The 16,546-nt window shown below is 69.1% G+C and carries 10 protein-coding genes and 1 pseudogene; 6 read left to right on the plus strand and 5 right to left on the minus strand.

Translation table 11 applies throughout. From position 1 onward, the window contains the following. Positions 1–3: 3 nt before the first annotated feature. Positions 4–723, plus strand: coding sequence for a TIGR02391 family protein (locus CHF16_RS06350; RefSeq protein WP_218826541.1), 720 nt, complete (start codon positions 4–6; stop codon positions 721–723). A 195-nt stretch (positions 724–918) separates the two neighbouring features. Here CHF16_RS06350 and CHF16_RS39285 read toward each other — a convergent pair whose 3' ends face one another. After that, positions 919–1,395 carry an ATP-binding protein gene (locus CHF16_RS39285; RefSeq protein ID WP_143227892.1) on the minus strand — a complete coding sequence of 159 codons (477 nt, stop codon included), beginning with the start codon at positions 1,393–1,395 and terminating at the stop codon, positions 919–921. Between the two features lie 57 nt (positions 1,396–1,452). Between CHF16_RS39285 and CHF16_RS06360 the strand changes: the two genes are divergently transcribed. Together CHF16_RS06360 and CHF16_RS06365 are read left to right on the plus strand one after the other, a co-directional pair. After that, entirely contained in the window at positions 1,453–2,304 is an 852-nt protein-coding gene (locus CHF16_RS06360) for a helix-turn-helix domain-containing protein (RefSeq protein WP_089324970.1), read from the plus strand. Between the two features lie 19 nt (positions 2,305–2,323). Then, on the plus strand, positions 2,324–2,455 hold the full coding sequence (locus tag CHF16_RS06365) for a DUF397 domain-containing protein (protein WP_342750077.1): 132 nt from the start codon (positions 2,324–2,326) through the stop codon (positions 2,453–2,455). A gap of 281 nt (positions 2,456–2,736) precedes the next feature. On the opposite strand, the gene CHF16_RS06370 is transcribed toward CHF16_RS06365, so the two are convergent. The 4 genes and pseudogenes from CHF16_RS06370 to CHF16_RS42140 all read right to left on the minus strand — a co-directional run. After that, positions 2,737–3,927: a hypothetical protein gene (locus CHF16_RS06370; RefSeq protein ID WP_143227893.1), complete on the minus strand. Its 1,191-nt coding sequence runs from the start codon at positions 3,925–3,927 to the stop codon at positions 2,737–2,739. Between the two features lie 38 nt (positions 3,928–3,965). Next, positions 3,966–5,126 (minus strand): hypothetical protein, encoded by a 1,161-nt coding sequence (locus CHF16_RS06375; RefSeq protein WP_089324973.1) that lies wholly within the window; start codon positions 5,124–5,126, stop codon positions 3,966–3,968. A 135-nt stretch (positions 5,127–5,261) separates the two neighbouring features. Further along, positions 5,262–6,203: a B12-binding domain-containing radical SAM protein gene (locus CHF16_RS06380; protein WP_089324974.1), complete on the minus strand. Its 942-nt coding sequence runs from the start codon at positions 6,201–6,203 to the stop codon at positions 5,262–5,264. A gap of 253 nt (positions 6,204–6,456) precedes the next feature. Continuing rightward, positions 6,457–6,828, minus strand: a pseudogene (locus CHF16_RS42140) (cobalamin B12-binding domain-containing protein); the annotation flags it as partial. Positions 6,829–7,243: 415 nt separating this feature from the next. On the opposite strand from CHF16_RS42140, the gene CHF16_RS06390 reads away from it, so the two are divergent. Genes CHF16_RS06390 through CHF16_RS06400 form a run of 3 tightly spaced genes read left to right on the plus strand, consistent with a single transcriptional unit; the run spans position 7,244 to position 16,544 of the window. Next, positions 7,244–13,846, plus strand: a complete 6,603-nt coding sequence (locus tag CHF16_RS06390; RefSeq protein WP_245868259.1) for a DEAD/DEAH box helicase — start codon at positions 7,244–7,246, stop codon at positions 13,844–13,846. After that, positions 13,843–16,044, plus strand: coding sequence for a UvrD-helicase domain-containing protein (locus tag CHF16_RS06395; protein ID WP_089324976.1), 2,202 nt, complete (start codon positions 13,843–13,845; stop codon positions 16,042–16,044). The genes CHF16_RS06390 and CHF16_RS06395 overlap by 4 nt, the downstream gene beginning before the upstream one ends. Beyond that, a complete protein-coding gene (locus tag CHF16_RS06400) occupies positions 16,041–16,544 on the plus strand; it encodes a protein kinase domain-containing protein (RefSeq protein ID WP_218826542.1) in 504 nt (167 codons plus the stop codon). Before CHF16_RS06395 ends, CHF16_RS06400 begins: the two co-directional genes overlap by 4 nt. Positions 16,545–16,546: the final 2 nt, after the last annotated feature.

A 16,546-nucleotide genomic window follows, 5' to 3' on the forward strand; every position in this document is an offset into this window, starting at 1 on the left:
CAAATGATATCGCAGCAGGCGGTTGTCAAGCTCCAAGAACTGAGAAAAGAAGCTCAGGAACAAGGTGTCCAACTCAATCGATCAGGAACCTTTGCTTCCTGGAAAGGGCGAGTGCAGTCTGTTCTGACGAGGTCGCTTGGGGTTGACCACCATCTGGTCATCGCCTTTAGCGCGGTTAAATACACTCCGGGAATGTGGACTGAAGGCAGTACGCAAACCTATTTCGACAGGAGCTTTGAAATAGGTTTGCGAGAGGCTTGCGGGTTGATTGATGCGGCCATATTTGAACTTGAAGATGCTGGCACGAGTGACGAGGCGGTGGATGAAACAGCCTTTGATCCCGATCTTTGGGCTCACGTGCAAAGGCATGTGCAGAATGAGGATTGGCAGACGGTGGCTAGTCAGACTGCGATTTTTGTCGAAGACCGTGTTCGTCAATGGTGCGGCAACCCTATGAAACCAAATGGTCAATCGCTAGTCGGAAAGGGTCTTTTTGGCAAGGTGTTCGCTGACGACGCTCAATTCAGGCTGGGCAAAGAGTCCGGTGAATGGGAGGGGTGGCGGATGCTTGGAATGGGATTCGCACAAGCTCTAGGTAATGTTGATCGACACAATATCCAGAAGCGTGATGATGCCAAGCGCTACGCTTTTGGGGTGCTGGGTACTGGAAGCCTTATCCTCACCCAGTTAAGGCACCAGCACGGCGATGACTTGAGCATATAGGTGGCGGGTGAAGGCTGTGTTATCACAGTACTTCGGGCGAAGCGGGGTAGGACTGTGGCTGGGACACGCTTGCGTCTTCGCGGGCCAAAGCATCCTGCCGAAGTTCGATGCGGGACGACGTTGCAAGTCGACCTCGGCCCGGTCGCCCTTATGGTCCAGTTCGTAAGGACGACCGTCCGCAGGTTGGAGTGCAGGTCAGGGTTTGAGGCGGGCCCAAACCCACTTGCCGCCGGACGGGTCGGGGGTGTGGCCGCACTCGGTAGCGAGGGCGGTGACGATCGGGAGTCCCCGGCCGCCGTTGTCGTCCCAGTTCTCCTCGGAGACATCCAGCGTGTCGAGCGTCAGCTCGATCAGCGGATGCACTCGTGGAACGGTCGGGCTCGCGTCCCATACGGCGATGAGGACGCCGGCGGTGTCGCGGCTGCACTGGTAGCGGATCTCCTTGCCGGGCGTTGCCGCCACGGCGTTGGTGATCAATTCCGAGGCGATTAGGAATGCATCGTCCGATATGTGGACGTAGCCCCATTTGTCGAGTCTCGGTCGCGTCAGCGTGCGAGCCAGGCCCGGTGCAGCGTTCGACGCCAACATGGGAACCAGCAGGCAGTCCGGCGTTGTGATCATTTTCGCCCGGTCCTTCCTGGGGGAGTTCACGAATCGTCCCTCCAGGATCACCGTTTGTGGCTAAGGTGGGTTGTATACGTAAACTCTCTAAACAATGGGAGGTCCTCGGTGACCGCCGCTGATGAGATCGACCCCACGTCCTCCCTGCATGCTTGGATAGCCTACGACCTGCGGGTTTACCGAAAAAGGCATGGTATGACCGGTACCCAGGTCGGGCAGATCATCGGGTACGTTCGTTCTCATGTTTCGAACCTGGAAGCGGGCCGGGTCCAGCTAGAGATGAAGCAGGCTCGGCTGCTCGACGAGGCATGGGATACCGGCGGTCATTTCGAGCGTCTGGTTACATTTGCCCGCAAAGGGCATGATCCGAACTGGTTTTTGCAGCACGGCCAGTATGAGGCTGCGTCGAGCGTCATCCGGATCTACCAGGGGCAGATCATCCCGCCGCCCCTCCAGACCGTGGACTACATGCGTGCTCTCCTTGCGGAGAGCGATGCGGAGGACGTCGAACAGGCCGTCCGGTCCCGCATGGCGCGGCAAGACGCCATCCTGTCGCGGCCGTCCCCGCCCTATGTTTGGGTGTTGATAGACGAGGACGCCGTGACTTCCGAGATCGGTGGCCGGGACGTGATGTGTGGCCAGCTCGGGCACCTGCTTGAACTTGGGAAACTGCCCAACGTGTCGGTACGGCTGATCCTCAAGGCGGTTGGTGCGCACCTGGGGCTGGATGGTCCGTTCCGCCTCATCACCGTGAAGAACCGCCAGGTCGCCTACGTCGGTGCTCGGCGGGGCGGGCGGCTGATCGAGGACGCAGCGGAAGTACAGGAACTCGCCGTAGATTACGAACGAATCGGGTTCAAGGCCCTATCTGAGGACGCCTCCCGGACCCGTATCGCTGAGATCTTGGAGGTGGCGAGTGCAGACCAATTGGCGGAAGAGCTCCCGAAGCGGGGCGATTAACGATGAGGCGTGTGTCGAGGTGGCAGGAGTGATCAGTGGTGTCGCTATCCGGGATTCGAAGGATCCCGATGGTGGGCGGCTGACCGTGAGCAGCGACCGGTTCGGATACCTGCTCCAGCAGATCAAGGCGGGAGCACTCGACCGGACCTGATGAGAACGCGGGCCGGTCTTGGAGCGACTCGCTCGCTTCAAGACCGGCCAGCTCGGGCGGGGAGCGACGGATGGAGAGGGGCGCGGGATGAGGCCGGCGTTGGCGGCCGATGAGGTTCGGGGAATCTGACGCAGTAACTCACGACGACGTTGGCGCTGGCGGACAAGTACCGGATGGGCAGTCCGCCGCCCGCACGGCCTGGGCGACCTTCGTTAGGACGGGGACCGCCTCCCGCCGAACCCGCGACGGAACGCTCCGCGCTGTCCGACGGGTACGGGTGGTCAGGTCTCCGGCGGTCGGCGGTGCCAGACCACCGCCATGCCCGCCTTGGGCAGGATCCAGTCGTCCACGCTGACACTGATGACCCGCGTGCGGTCGAGCCCCGGGGCGTAGCTGATGGACGCGGGACGAGTCGCGCCGAAGTAGTCCAGGGCGCGGATCCGCTCGATGCCGGGGACGGCCACGCTGATCGAGTACGTGGCGCCGAACGTCGGCTTCGGAACCTCGAAACTCAGCAGGTTGCCGTTGGCGAGCACCTTGGCGCTGAACGAGTACTGGACCAGGATCTGCTGGCCGTCGTCGAAATCCTCGGTCGGGATGTGGCCGACGTACTCGCGTTCGATGTCGCTGCGGGCGAAGGAGACCGGCCGCCCGCCGAATGTGGCGTCGATGAAGGTGAACCCGGCGCTCCAGTCGTCGTCGAACTCCCCCGTCGAGGGGAGCCGCCAGACCGCGCCCATGTCCTGCGCCCTCAACGCCACGTCGTACTCGTCCTTCCATCTGGCGACACGGAAGGCGAAACGCGTCCTGCGCACGTTGGTCGTGTAGTAGGCGAACTGGAAGAAGACCTCGTAGTAGTCGTGCTCCCGGCCGCCGGAGCCGCCGGGCACGAGTTCTAGGATCTCGGCGCGGACGACCAGGCTCCGCCATATCTCTTCGGACTCGAACACCCCGGTACGGAGCTTGCGGGAGATGACCCGTCCCAGTTCGGGGTTCCCCGAGCGCAGCCGCGAGGCGGTCTCGATCACGTGGTCGAGTTCCTCGGGGGACAGGCGTAGGGTCTCCACGTTCTCGCTCGCCGCCATCGACTGGGCGACCGCCAGTTTCACGTCCTCCTGCTGCTCGTCCAGCACGGTGCGCACGTGCTCGACGAACCTGTCCTCGGCGATCTGGTTCAGCAGTACCTGGAACAGGGTCAGCGTGATCCCGACCTGGAAGATCGCCACACCGACATCGGTGATGCGCAGCTTGGTCCACAGGTCGTCCTGGCCACCGCCGATGACGAGATGGTCACCGCGGACCGCGACCTCGGTCGCGTTGTGGGGCGCGAGCAGGATGAGGAGTAACCCCACCGCCGTGGCGAGCAGCCCGAGCAGCAGGCCCCGGCTGCGATAGAGATCGCCCAGTGCGTTGACCAGGTTCCTGCGCACCGGATCCTCCCGGCGCTCCCGCACTTCGCTTTCGGCACTCATGGGCGGTTCGCCTTTCGTCGGCTCCGTCGGGACCCTCGTCAGTCCGCGAGCGGCAGGTAGCGGATGACCGCGACTCCGCTCGTACGCTCCAGCTCCAGGTACCGGCCGACGTTGGAGTATCCGATGCGCTCGCCGTCCTGGACGAACAGCGCGGACTTCGCGCCGAGCCGTTCCAGGACGGGCCGTCCGCAATCCGGGTCGACACCTGCGCGCCGGCACACCTCCACGGCCGTCAGGCCCGCCTCCGCGTTGATGGCCAGCAGGCACTCCAGCGGGGAGAAGACATGTGAGGGCGGGAAGCCCAGGGTGGTGAACTCCACCAGCCGGGTCGTCTCCTCATCCCAGTTCCCTCGCGGGAGGTCAAGGTCGCGATGGGTCCCCGTCACCACGTGCCTTTCGGCGTCGTGGACGGCCGCCCGCCCCCGCCCGACCAGCTCAACGAGCCCGTCGACGCCGAACTCCCGGTAGAGGAGAGCGGCCTGCCGCGTGTGGTCGAGGTACACCGACCAGAGCTTGTCGCGTTCGGCTCCGTGCCTGCCGTAGACGAGCAGATTGCGGATCACCGGCTCCGGCAGCACGGCGAGAGAGCCGTAACAGGTGCCGAGTATCTCCGCGATCCCCTCCTCGAGTCCCATCGCGAAGACCTCGGGGTCGGTCTGCCCCGTCACCGTGTGGACGACCTCGTGCGCGAAGAGGGCCTCGCTGTACAGCGGCCGCAACCGGTCTCGGCGGAAGTAGACGCCGGTGGGGATGCCGAAGTTCTCCTCGTCCTCCCGGTCCGGGGAGAAGGCCGACCAGGTGAACCTGTTGAACGGCTCGGGGAACTCGTCGACCACCCGGAGCGGCGCGTCCGTGACCGCGAGCCCGGCCGCCGTCAGCCGCCGCTGGATGAGCGGGCTCCGGTCGTCGAGGCGCCGGGTCACCGTCTCCCACCTGCCGATCTCCGACAGATCCACCGTGGCCAGCGACTCGAGGTCGCGGGCGGCCAGCTCTGCGACGGCCTCGGCGTCGGAGCGGATGACGGCGTCGCCGCGAAGCGACGCCGCCGCGGCCTTGACCCGGCGCTGGGCGGTGTCCGCGTCGGCGGACCCGGTCAGGTCCATGACCCGCCCCAGCAGGTCGACGAAGCGTTCGACGTTGGCGAAGCGGCACTGCCGCTGGTAGATGGCCCCGTAGAGGAAGTCGGAAACTGCCGGCATCGCTGCATCGCCTCCTGGCCCCTGGGCGCCGCAGGCGCCGTACGGAAAGTCAATTGCGCGTCTCGCGGGCGACTTGCCCGGTCAGGACCTTCGCCGGTCCTCACCAAGCAAGTCGCGCCCGCTCAGCCTCCACCGCTATTGCCCATGACCCACATGGCTTCTCCCTTCTTTCGTTCCTTCACGGCGGCCCGCGATGCGTCGCACACGTTCGGTGAGCTCCGCGCAGTCGCGACGCACTCCAGCGCCGATCCCCTCGGCCGATCGCGGGTCCTCCTCCGCCTGGACCGCTTCCAGGCAGGTGAACGCCGCGGTGACCAGGGCGCCCGCGATGTCGTCCAGGACCGCCTTCAAGGCGTGCGCGCGGGCGATGTCCTCGCCGCAAGGCGAGGTGGCCGCCTCGAAGAGTGCCTTCTGAGCTTCGAACTCGACGGACTCGAACGGACGGAGGACTTCCTGGAAGGCAGAATACAATACGGCGACGCCGGGATTCTCGAAATCGTAGTAGAGCCGGTAGCGATCCTCATGGAAGGCGACACCGCGTCGCTGGAAATACGTCGTCAGCGGAGCGCCGGGATACAGCTCCAGCCGATTGGCGATGCGCCGGTGCGTCCCGATCCGGTTTCGGGCCAGGAAGGCGAGGTTGGTTCGGATCCCATCGAGTTCCGAGAGGGGCTGGAACATGATGAAGCCGGTCGAGAAATCGATGTCGAGTGCCCGTAGCAGGCGAATCGCGCGCTCGGCCTCATCGTTGGTCGTCTTCTTGGCGAACAGTGCGATGTCGGTGTCGTTCGCCGACTCGACGCCGATGAGGACGTGCCGGATCCCGACCTCGCGCAGCGTTGACAGAACTCCGTCGTCCAGCTCGTTGATGCGGCATTCGATCGAAAACTTGATCTGGTGTTCCCGCCGCCGCAGCAGCTCGGCGAATTCGAAGGCCCGCTCGCGCCCCCGGCCGTCGCCGCCGAGGAAGTCGTCGTCCACGAAGCTGATCGTGTGCACCCCATGGCCGGTGACCAGATCGGACACCTCTTCCACGATGCTCGCGGCCGAGCGCGCGCCACCGCGGAAGTCTGTGATAGCGGTTGCCGTAGTTTCCCGACTGGCAGAAAGTGCAGTGTGCCGCGCAGCCCCGGCTCGTGCTCATGGTGGCGTGGCCGTCGCGATAGCCGCCGCGTTCCGTGCCCCGGTACGGGAACGGCAGGTCGTCCAGCACCCGGACCGGTGGCCGGATGCCGGCGGACGTGACGCGGTCGGCTTGCCTGTAACACAGTCCTTTCACCTCTGAGACCGGTCCGCCCGTGTCGATCGCCTGCCAGAGTTCACCCACGAGTTCGTCACCTTCGTGCATGCAGGCGGAGTCGATCTCCGGGCAGTCGTCCAATACTCTGCTCCAGAGAGACTCCAGCCCTTGACCGCCGACGATGATGTGCGCACCGGGGCTGACGGTGCGCAATTCCCTGGCGAGAGCCATGGCGTCCGGTATCTGCCTGGTGAACAGGACTCCCAGGCCGATCAGTGACGAGCGGGCGGCGGTCTCGCGCACATCCGCCGGGACGGGGGTGGGGCACTCTTCCCGGACCTCGACCTCCACCCGCGAGCGCGCGAGCGCGGCCGCGACCGACCTCAAGCCGAGACTCTCGGCCGCCAGGTAGGCGGTTGTGTCATAAGCCGGAGAAAGGAATAATGCCCTTGGTTCGGTCATTTCGCTTATCCATCTGCGGCCATTTGCAGGGCGTATCTTGTGATGGTCCAGGCGATGCTGCTGTGAACGTGATTATAGCCGTCGGCGGCCTGCTGTCTGTACCGGTCGAGTCTGGAGGGGTACATGTAACGGTGATAGAATGCTGTCCTTTGTCCTCGGTTATTTATGGATGCCCGAAATGGGGTCGGCTCCCTTTGCCGTCTCCTTCTGGTGGACCGTGCCGGCTCCTGGCCGAGCGGGCGGCCCGGGAGCGGGCGACCTCCTGCGGAAGGCGTGCCCTGAGTGACCGCTGACGGCCAAGCTGACCTGCCCGGACTGGGCGGAACCGTCATCGGCCGTCGATAACCTGTCGCGGGTGGACGAGGGGGCGATGTAGATGAGGCCGACGTTGGCGGCCGATGAGGTTCGGCGGAATGTGACGCAGTACCTCACGACGACGTTCGCGCTGGCGGACGAGCAGGTCCGCGACGGATTGAAAAGCTTCCTCAACCATCCAGAACAGGGCATTTTCCGTGGCCCCTACCTGCGCATCCGCACTCCCTTCCGCGTCGAGCCGGACGGGTGGCGGGGGCTGCTCCAGTGGGCGCCGGCCGGGTTCGTCCCGTACCGGCATCAGGCCGCCGCGTTCCGGCGCCTGACGACGTTCAACCACAGGCCCGAGCCAACGCTGATCACGACGGGGACCGGCTCCGGCAAGACCGAGTCGTTCCTTATCCCGGTGCTCGACCATTGCCGCAGGGCCCGCGCGCAGGGCAGGACGGGTGTGAAGGCCGTCCTCCTGTACCCGATGAACGCCCTCGCCACCGACCAGGCCCAGCGGCTCAACGACTACCTCCAGCAGCCCGGCCTGGGCGACGTCACCGCGGGCCTCTACATCGGTGACACCCCGGAGACCGGCTACCCCCGCGTCTACACGCAGCGTGCGGAGATCCGGCGGTCGCGGCCCGACATCCTCATCACCAACTACAAGATGCTCGACCTCCTCCTCCAGCGCGCCGACGACCTCCAGCTCTGGGAGGACGCCGACCTCGCCTACGTCGTCGTGGACGAGTTCCACACCTACGACGGCGCTCAGGGCACCGACGTGGCGATGCTGCTCCGCCGCCTCGCGTCCGCGCTCGGGCACAGCGAACCGGGCAGGCCGCTCGGCAGGATCTGCCCGGTCGCGACGAGCGCGACGCTGGGGGAGAGCGGGGACGGCGCCGAGATCCGGCGGGTCGCCGAGGCCGTGTTCGGCGCGCCGTTCGGCCCCGACTCGGTGATCGGGGAGGACCGGCAGAGCACCGAGGAGTTCATCGAAGAAGCCGGGATCGACTACACATTGCCGTTGCCCGACCCGCAGGAACTTGCGGCCATTCGCGACCCGCACGGCGACGACGGCGCCATGGGGCAGATCATGCAGGCCGTCACGGGGCGGGACTCGCTCACCCCGCAGGAACTCGGCAGCGTACTGCGGCAGCACATCCTCACCAGCGCCGTCCTGGAAGTCCTCGACGGGAAACCCCACACGCTCGGGGAGATCCTCGAACTCCTCCCGCGCAAGGGCGCCTACAGCTGGGGCACGGCGATACGGCTGTCCCCGGTGAACGCGGCGACGGCGCTCGCGCGGTTCGTCGCCCTGCTGTCCGAAGCGCGCGACCCGCAGGACCCGAACCGCCCGTTCCTGCACGTCGAAACGCACCTGTGGGTGCGGTCCGTGACGCGGCTGCTCCGCGCGGTCGGGCCCCGGCCCGGCTTCGCCTGGTACGGGGAGGCCCCGCCGCTCGACGCGGAGACCACCATCACCGGCGGCAGCCGAGAGATGCTGCCCGCCGTGTACTGCCGCCACTGCGGACGGTCCGGATGGGCGGCCATCTCCCCGGAACGCGACCCGCAGGACCTCGTCACCGATCCGGTGCGCGTCTACCGGTCCGGTATCTCCGAAAAGCGGCTCGTCCGGCCGCTGATCACCGCGACGCGGGGCGAGGTGGAGGCGCGGGCGGCGGGAGAGAAGAGCGGCCCCAACGTCCTCGTGCTCGCGGCGAACGGCCGGCACATCCGGCCGCTGGACCCGGAGAAAGACCTGGAGAACTCCGCAAAGGCCGACTTCCGCGACGTGTTCGTCCTCGCCGACATCGCCCACAACAAGGAGAGCAACCGGGACGCCGAGAACGACCGCTGCCCCGCCTGCGGCATGGAGCAGGGCACCCGGTTCCTCGGCTCCGGGCTGGCGGCGCTCGCGTCCGTCGCGGTGACGGAGCTGTTCACCGGCGGCCAGCTCCAGAAGCAGGAACGCAAGACCCTCCTGTTCAACGACTCGGTGCAGGACGCCGCGCACCGGGCCGGGTTCGTCGCCAACCGGTCGTTCGGGTTCTCCCTCCGCCTGCTGCTGGCGTCCCAGCTGGACGACGCCGAGGGGCCGAAACCGCTGCACGAGCTGATCGCCGACACCGTCAAGGAGGCCGGCGTCCCCGAATACCTGCCCTCGGTGGTGCCGCCCGACCTGCACGACCGCGACGACGTCGACGCGCTCCTCGCCGGCGAGACCGAAGGGTCCGCGCGCACCTGGACGCTGATCGGGGAGCGGCTCGCCTTCTCGTCCGTCCTGGAATTCGGGCTCCGCTCCCGGCAGGGCCGCACGCTCGAACTCACCCGCACCGTCGCCGCCGAAGTCGCCGTCGACGACATCGACCGCATCGCCGACCTCGCCCGCGACCTCCAGCTCGCCGGACCCGCCGCGCTCACCGGCCTCCCCGGCCACGACACCTACGTCGCCTACGTTCGCGGGCTCCTGGAACGCATGCGGATGCGCGGCGCCATCAAGCACCACTGGCTCGACGCCTGGATCGACGGCGCCGGAACCAAGCGGTACATGACCATCTGGGGCAAGCGCCCCGACGGGATGCCCGCGTTCCCGCGCGGCCTGTCCGCGCCGCGGTTCGTGCTCGGCGCGCCGAAGAACGGCAGCGAGTTCGACGGGATCGCCGGGCGGCAGAGCTGGTTCCAGGACTGGACGGCCCGCTGCCTCGGCATCGAGCACGGCGCCTCCGGCCACTACCTGTCCCGGCTGCTGGACGTCCTCACCGGCGAGGACGTCATCGCCCGCCGCACCGCCGGGGACGGGGCCACCCCCGTCTACGGGCTGCGGCCCGGGCACGTCCAGGTGCGCAAACTCGACGACGACCAGGTCGAGAACGCCGGCGTGTACTGCCCCGTCTGCAACTGGCAGCAGACCGTCCACCCCGACGGCCTGCGCGAATGGGTCGAGGCGCCCTGCCCCCGCTACCGCTGCACCGGACGCCTCGACACCGACACGCGCCGCAGCGACCTGTACGAGAACGACTACTACCGCGGCCTCTACCGCAGCGCCCGCCCGTTCAGCGTCATCACCGCCGAGCACACCGGCCAGCTCACCCGGCCGCAGCGCGAGGACGTCGAACGGAGATTCCGCGACGGCACCCGCTACAGCGACCCGAACGTCCTGGCGTGCACCCCGACGCTGGAACTCGGCATCGACATCGGCGACCTGTCCGCGGTCGTCCTCGCGTCGCTGCCGCGGTCCCCGGCCAACTACGTCCAGCGGGTGGGACGCGCCGGACGCAAGAGCGGCAACGCCTTCCTGCTCACGCTCATCGGGCGCAACCCCCGCGACCGCTACTACCTGACCGACCCCACCGACATGATCGCGGGCGACATCGTCCCGCCCGGCTGCCACCTGTCCGCCGTCGAGATCCTCCAGCGCCAGTACGTCGCGCACCTCGCCGACCTCGCCGCCCGCGAACGCTTCGACGGGCTGCCGCCCATGCCGCGGCTCGCGTCCGCGCTGTTCGGCGAGTCCGGCTGGCTGACCGCGTTCCAGGACGCCGTCCTGCCCGAAGGCGACGCCCTCGCCGACGAGTTCCTCGCCCTGTTCGCCCAGGGCGACCCCGAGACCGGCGTCACCGAGGAAGCCGCCCGGCGGCTCCGCGACTTCGCCGTCACCGGCCTCAAGGACAGCATCGCCACCGCCGGCCGGATCTGGGACGAGCGGCTCGCCGACCTGCGCGCCCGCCTCGACGTCATCGACGCCGCCATCGCCGCGATGATCGACTCCGACCGGCAGCAGCGCACCCGCCGCGGCGAGCTGCGCGCCGAACGCCGCGCCGTCCAGGCCCGCATCGGCGAGATCGGCCGCGGCGACGCCCACGGCACCCTCGTCGAACTCGGGCTGCTGCCCAACTACTCGCTCATCGACACCTCCACCGCGCTGGAGGCCACCCTCACCTGGGAGGAACGCGTCGGCGACGACGCGGACGAGGCGCCCGCCCCCGCCGACCGGCAGCGCCCCGACGGCGCGCGAAGCAACAGGACGCGCGGCGACCGGCGCTTCCACAGCGAACTCCGCGAATACGAGCGCTCCGCGTCCACCGCCCTCACCGAACTCGCCCCCGGCAACCACTTCTACATCCGCGGCTACCGCCACGAGATCACCGGCCTCGACATCGGCACCCCGCAGCGGCCCGCCTACCGGCAGTGGCGCGTCTGCCAGGAATGCGGCTACGTCCGCACCACCGCCGCCGCCGAGGACCACAGCCCCTGCCCCCGCTGCGGCAACGAGCGCATCGGCGACAGCAGCGGCCTGCACACCGTCCTCGTCCCCACCCGCGTCACCGCCCACGACCTCCGCGACGACGCGCGCATCCGCGACGACCACGACGACCGGCAGCGCCGCTACTACGAGACCGCCGTCGCCGTCGACATCCCCAGCGACGAGATCGAGCCCGGCGCCTGGCGGCACGCCCGGCGCGTCTTCGGCGTCGACTTCACCCGCCGCGCCGTCATCCGCCGCTTCAACCTCGGGTCGCTGCGCATGGACCGCCCCGCCGGCGACCCGTTCGCCGGAGAGCAGCGGCGGCTGAACCCGTTCCACGTCTGCCGGACGTGCGGCGGCGCCACCGCAGGCGGGCCGCCCGACCGCGACGGCGGCCCCACCGGGACCAGCTCCGGATACGACGCGTCCCCGAGCCACCACCGCCCCTGGTGCCCGCAGCGGCGCGGCGGCGACGTCGAGCACGAACCGCTGATCCTCGCGCACGAGCTGCGCACCGAGGCGCTGCGGATCCTCGTGCCCATCGCCACCACGATGATCCCCGAGCGGACCGTCACGTTCGAGGCGGCGCTGATGGCCGGGATCGCCCGCAAGTACGGCGGCGACCCGGCCCACCTCCGGATCGCCATCGCCACCATGCCCGACCAACTGCACCACAGCGGGCACAAGCGGCGCTTCCTCGTCCTGCACGACACGCTGCCCGGCGGTACCGGCTACCTGCACCGCATGTCCACCGAGGCGGGCTTCCGCGAAGTGCTGCACGAGGCGTACGAGGTCGTGTTCAACTGCCCCTGCGCCAACGAGCAGGGCAAGGCCGCCTGCCACCGCTGCCTCCTCCGCCACGTCCGCGGCGAGGACTTCGACAAGGCCGACCGCGGCCTCGCCGTCGAGATGCTCGCCGAGCTCCTGGAGGATTGGGAGACCGCGTCCGTCGCCAGCACCGACGACATCTCCCTCGTCAACCAGGTGGAGAGCGAACTGGAGGCCCGGTTCCTCGACGCCCTGATGCGGTGGGCGCGCAGGCCCGGCAGCGGCCGCGCTCTCAGCCCCGGCCCCCGGCTCAACGACCGCCGCACCGCCGACCTGCGCATCACCTCCGGCGACGACGTCGTCCACTGGCAGGTCATCCTGCAGAACACCATCAAGGAGACCCGGCCCGACGTCTACTTCAAACGGCTCGACGGCGCGCCCCTCGAAGTCGCCGTCTACCTCGACGGCTACAACTACCACGCCGCCCCGCACGCCGGCCGGCTCGCCGACGACGCCGCCAAACGCGCCCGGCTCCGCGCCCACGGCCGCGTCGTCTTCCAGATCACCTGGGACGACGTCGAACACTGGGAGAGCGGCCTGTTCCCCGAATCGCCCGCCTGGATCCCGTACCAGGGCATCGCGCAGGGACGCGCCCGGGAGGGCTACCTCAACGGCGGCGGCGACCCCGCCGAACTCGCCGACCTGATCTGGGCCAACCCGATCCAGACGCTGCTGGCCTTCCTGTCCGACCCCGACACCGGCCGCTGGCGGCGCCGCGCCGAAGCCGCCGTCACCGGCCTCGTCATGCCCGGCGCCGAGATGCGCCGCGCCGCGCCCGACGGGATCGGCGACCTGCTCACCGCCGCCGTCCGCGGCGACGACCTGCCCCAACCCCCGCCCGGCGACCTGATGCTCGCCCGCACCGCGGATGCCTCCGGCTGCCCCCTCACCGTCGTCGGCGACCTCCGCACCCGCGCCTGGACGGCCCTCGCCGTCATCGACGACCGGACCGACGCGATCACCGCCGACGAGGACGCCCACCGCCGCCGCTGGCACGCCTGGCTGTACTGGGGGAACCTCCTCCAGTTCCTGTCGTACGGGGAAGGCGACGGCGTCCAGCTCGCACGCACCGACCTCTCCGCATTCGACCCCGCCGCGCTCGCCGTCACCGGCGGCGCGGGCCTGCTGTCGGTGCTCAGCCTGCTGCCGCCCGACGCCGACGACCTGCCGCCCGGCAGCGTCCCCGAAAGCCCCCCGGAACCCGGGCGCACCACACCCGACACGCACCCGCCGCTGGCACCCCGGGCGGGCGCGGCCCCGGCGGGCGCGTCCGGGGCGAGCGAGGTGACGGTACCGGCGAGTACCGGGGGGTCCCCACCGGACGGCGGCTCCGCGCCGGACCCCGCCTGGGCCGAGGCGCTCGACCTGCTCGACCCCGACGAGCCTCGCCTCGCCGACCTGGCGCGCTGCCTGATGGCCCACGGCGTCCCAGCCCCCGAGGTCGGCTACGAACTGGGCGACCAGGCGTGGCAGGCCGAACTGGCCTGGCCGGACGCCAAGGTCGCCGTCGTCCTCGCGGGCAACGACGACGAGGCCACAGGCCGGTACCACGCCTACGCGAGGGCAGGCTGGGAGACCCGCGCGGCGGCCTGGTGGGACTGTGACGAACTGGCGGAACGAATCAAGGCGGCGAACCCATGACCACGCAGGGCGAGGCCACGCTGCGGCTGCTCGACAAGGCCGACAAGGAGATCCAGAAGCTGCCGCGCGTCGTCAAAGGCGCGATCTACGAATTCCAGCACGACTTCCGCAAGAACCCCGACGCGCGGGGCCTGCGGCTCAAGCGGCTCCAAGGCCACGACCGGCTCTACTCCGCCCGGATCAGCGCCGAATACCGGGCACTGCTCCTGCACGCCGGCAACCGCGACTACATCCTCGTCGCCGTCCGCCACCGCAAGGACGTCTACGACAACCTCGACCGCTACCAGTACAAGATCAACGACGTGACGGGCGGGATCGAGTTCGTCGACCTCGTCAGCATCGAGGAGAACGTCACCACGCCGCCGCGCGCCGTGCCCGCGGCGGAACCGGCCGCGCCCGCGGAGGCGCCGCCGCTGTTCGCCGAGTTCACCGACGACCAGCTCCTCCAGCTCGGCGTCGCCGCCTCCCTGCTCCCGCTGATCCGGAAGATCACCACGGAGGAGGAGCTGCTCGGCCTCACCGAGCTCGCCCCGGCGCTCACCGAGGAAGTGCTCCTCGAACTGTACTTCGGCAGGACGTTCGACGAGGTCCTCGACAAGATCACCGCACCGGTCCGGGCCGAGGACGACGTCGACACCGAGGACTACGCCACCGCCCTCAGCCGCCCCGCCACCCGCGTCACCACGTCCGACACCGAACTGCGGGCCGTCCTCGAAGACGACTTCGGCCGCTGGAAGGTCTTCCTCCACCCGAGCCAGCGCAAGCTCGTCGAACGCGCCTACAAGGGCTCCGCCCGAGTCAGCGGCGGCCCCGGCACCGGCAAGACCATCGTCGCGCTCCACCGCGTCAAGCACCTCGTCGACCGGCTCCCGCCCGGCGACGACAAACCCGTCCTGCTCACCACCTACAACAAGAACCTCGCCGCCGACCTGCGCAAACGCCTCCTCGAACTCGGCGGCCCCGAGACCGTGTCCCGGGTCGACATCGTCAACATCGACAAGCTCGCCGCCGACGTCGTCGCCCGCGCCGAACCCGGCGGCAAGCGCCGCTGGATCGACGACGCCAAAGCCGTCCAGGAATGGCGCGACCTGCTCCTCGAACTCGGCGAGACCCGCTGGGACCCCGAATTCCTGCACGCCGAATGGACCCACGTCATCCTCGGCATGGCCGGCAACTCCCGCACCGACTACTTCCGCACCCGCCGCCCCGGACGCGGACGCAGCATCGGCCGCGCCCAGCGCGCCGAGATCTGGCGGCTCGTCGAGAAGTTCCGGCTCCGCCTCGACGAGAAGAACCTGTGGACCTACCGGCAGGTCGCCGAACACGCCGCCCGCCTCGAACAGGCACGCGCCGAGAAGATGCGCCGGCACCGGGAGGGCGACCTCAACATCCACCGCGAGGACGCCTCCGTCGCCCGCCTGCGCCCCCGCTACACCCACATCGTCGTCGACGAGGCGCAGGACCTCGCCGCCGCGCACTGGAAGATGCTCCGCGCCATGGTCCCCGAGGGGCCCGACGACATCTTCCTCGTCGGCGACGTCCACCAGCGGCTCTACGACAACTACGTCTCGCTGAGCGTCCTCGGCATCAACATCCGCGGGCGCCGCTCCTCCCGGCTCACGCTCAGCTACCGCACCACCCACGAGATCCTCGGCTCCGCCGTCCGGCTCCTTGGCGAGGAGTCCTGGGACGACCTCGACGGCGAAACCGACGAACTCGGCGGCTACCGCTCCGTCCTGCGCGGCTCCCGTCCCGTCCTGCACGGCGCGGCGACCTGGGAGGACGAGCAGGACCACATCGCCGCCACGGTCAGCGAGCTGATCGACGGGCCCGCGCCGTCCATCGCGATCAGCGTCCCGGAACGCGCCATGGTCGCCGAGATGGAGGCCCGCCTCGCCCGCGCGGGCATCGCCGCCGCCTCCATCGGACCCGACGGGCCGCGCGTCGACGACGTCGTCCACATCGGCACCATGCACCGCTTCAAGGGCCTCGAATACCAGCACGTGATCGTCGCCGGGGTCTCCGAGGGGCTCGTCCCGCAGTCCTACCTGCGCAGATGGGAGCAGTCGGACCCGGCCCGGTACCGGCGGGAACTCCAGCGCGCCCGGTCCCTGCTGTTCGTCGCCGCCACCCGCGCCCGCGACACCCTCCACATCACCTGGCACGGCGCACCGAGCCCGTTCCTGGGGGACCGGTGAAGATCGGCGACCGCTACACGCGCGGCAGGCCCCTCGGCGTCGGCGGCATGGGGCAGATCTTCGAGGGCACCGACGACCGCCTCAACCGCCGGGTCGCCATCAAGGTCATCCGCCCCGGCCTGCCCGACCGCTCCGCCGCCCGCCGCCGCTTCTACCGCGAGGCCCGCATCCTCGCCCGCCTCCGCCACCCCGGCATCCCCGCCCTGTACGACTTCGGCGCCCACGACGACGATCTGTTCATCGTCATGGAGCTCGTCCCGGGCGCGGTAAGCCTCCGCGACCTCATCGCCGAACGCGGCGACGACCTCCTGCCCGTCCCTTGGGCCGCCCTCATCGGCGCCCAGTTCTGCGCCGCCCTGGCCGCCGCGACCGCCGCCGCCGTCGTGCACGCGCTGCTGCCGCACGTCCGCGACCTGCCCCCACTACCGGGCTACTACACCCCGGCCCCGGACGACCCGGCCCACCTCTACGCCAAGGCCCTGTCCACCCTCACCGGCTGACC

The organism is Actinomadura meyerae (genome assembly GCF_900188445.1).
GTDB lineage: Bacteria > Actinomycetota > Actinomycetes > Streptosporangiales > Streptosporangiaceae > Spirillospora > Spirillospora meyerae.

What these genes read in the sequence shown, in the direction of transcription:
- CHF16_RS06350 (WP_218826541.1), top strand. Translation starts at nt 4, where the DNA reads ATGATATCGCAGCAGGCGGTTGTCAAGCTCCAAGAACTGAGAAAAGAA.
- CHF16_RS06370 (WP_143227893.1), bottom strand. Translation starts at nt 3,927, where the DNA reads ATGAGTGCCGAAAGCGAAGTGCGGGAGCGCCGGGAGGATCCGGTGCGC.
- CHF16_RS06395 (WP_089324976.1), top strand. Translation starts at nt 13,843, where the DNA reads ATGACCACGCAGGGCGAGGCCACGCTGCGGCTGCTCGACAAGGCCGAC.
- CHF16_RS06375 (WP_089324973.1), bottom strand. Translation starts at nt 5,126, where the DNA reads ATGCCGGCAGTTTCCGACTTCCTCTACGGGGCCATCTACCAGCGGCAG.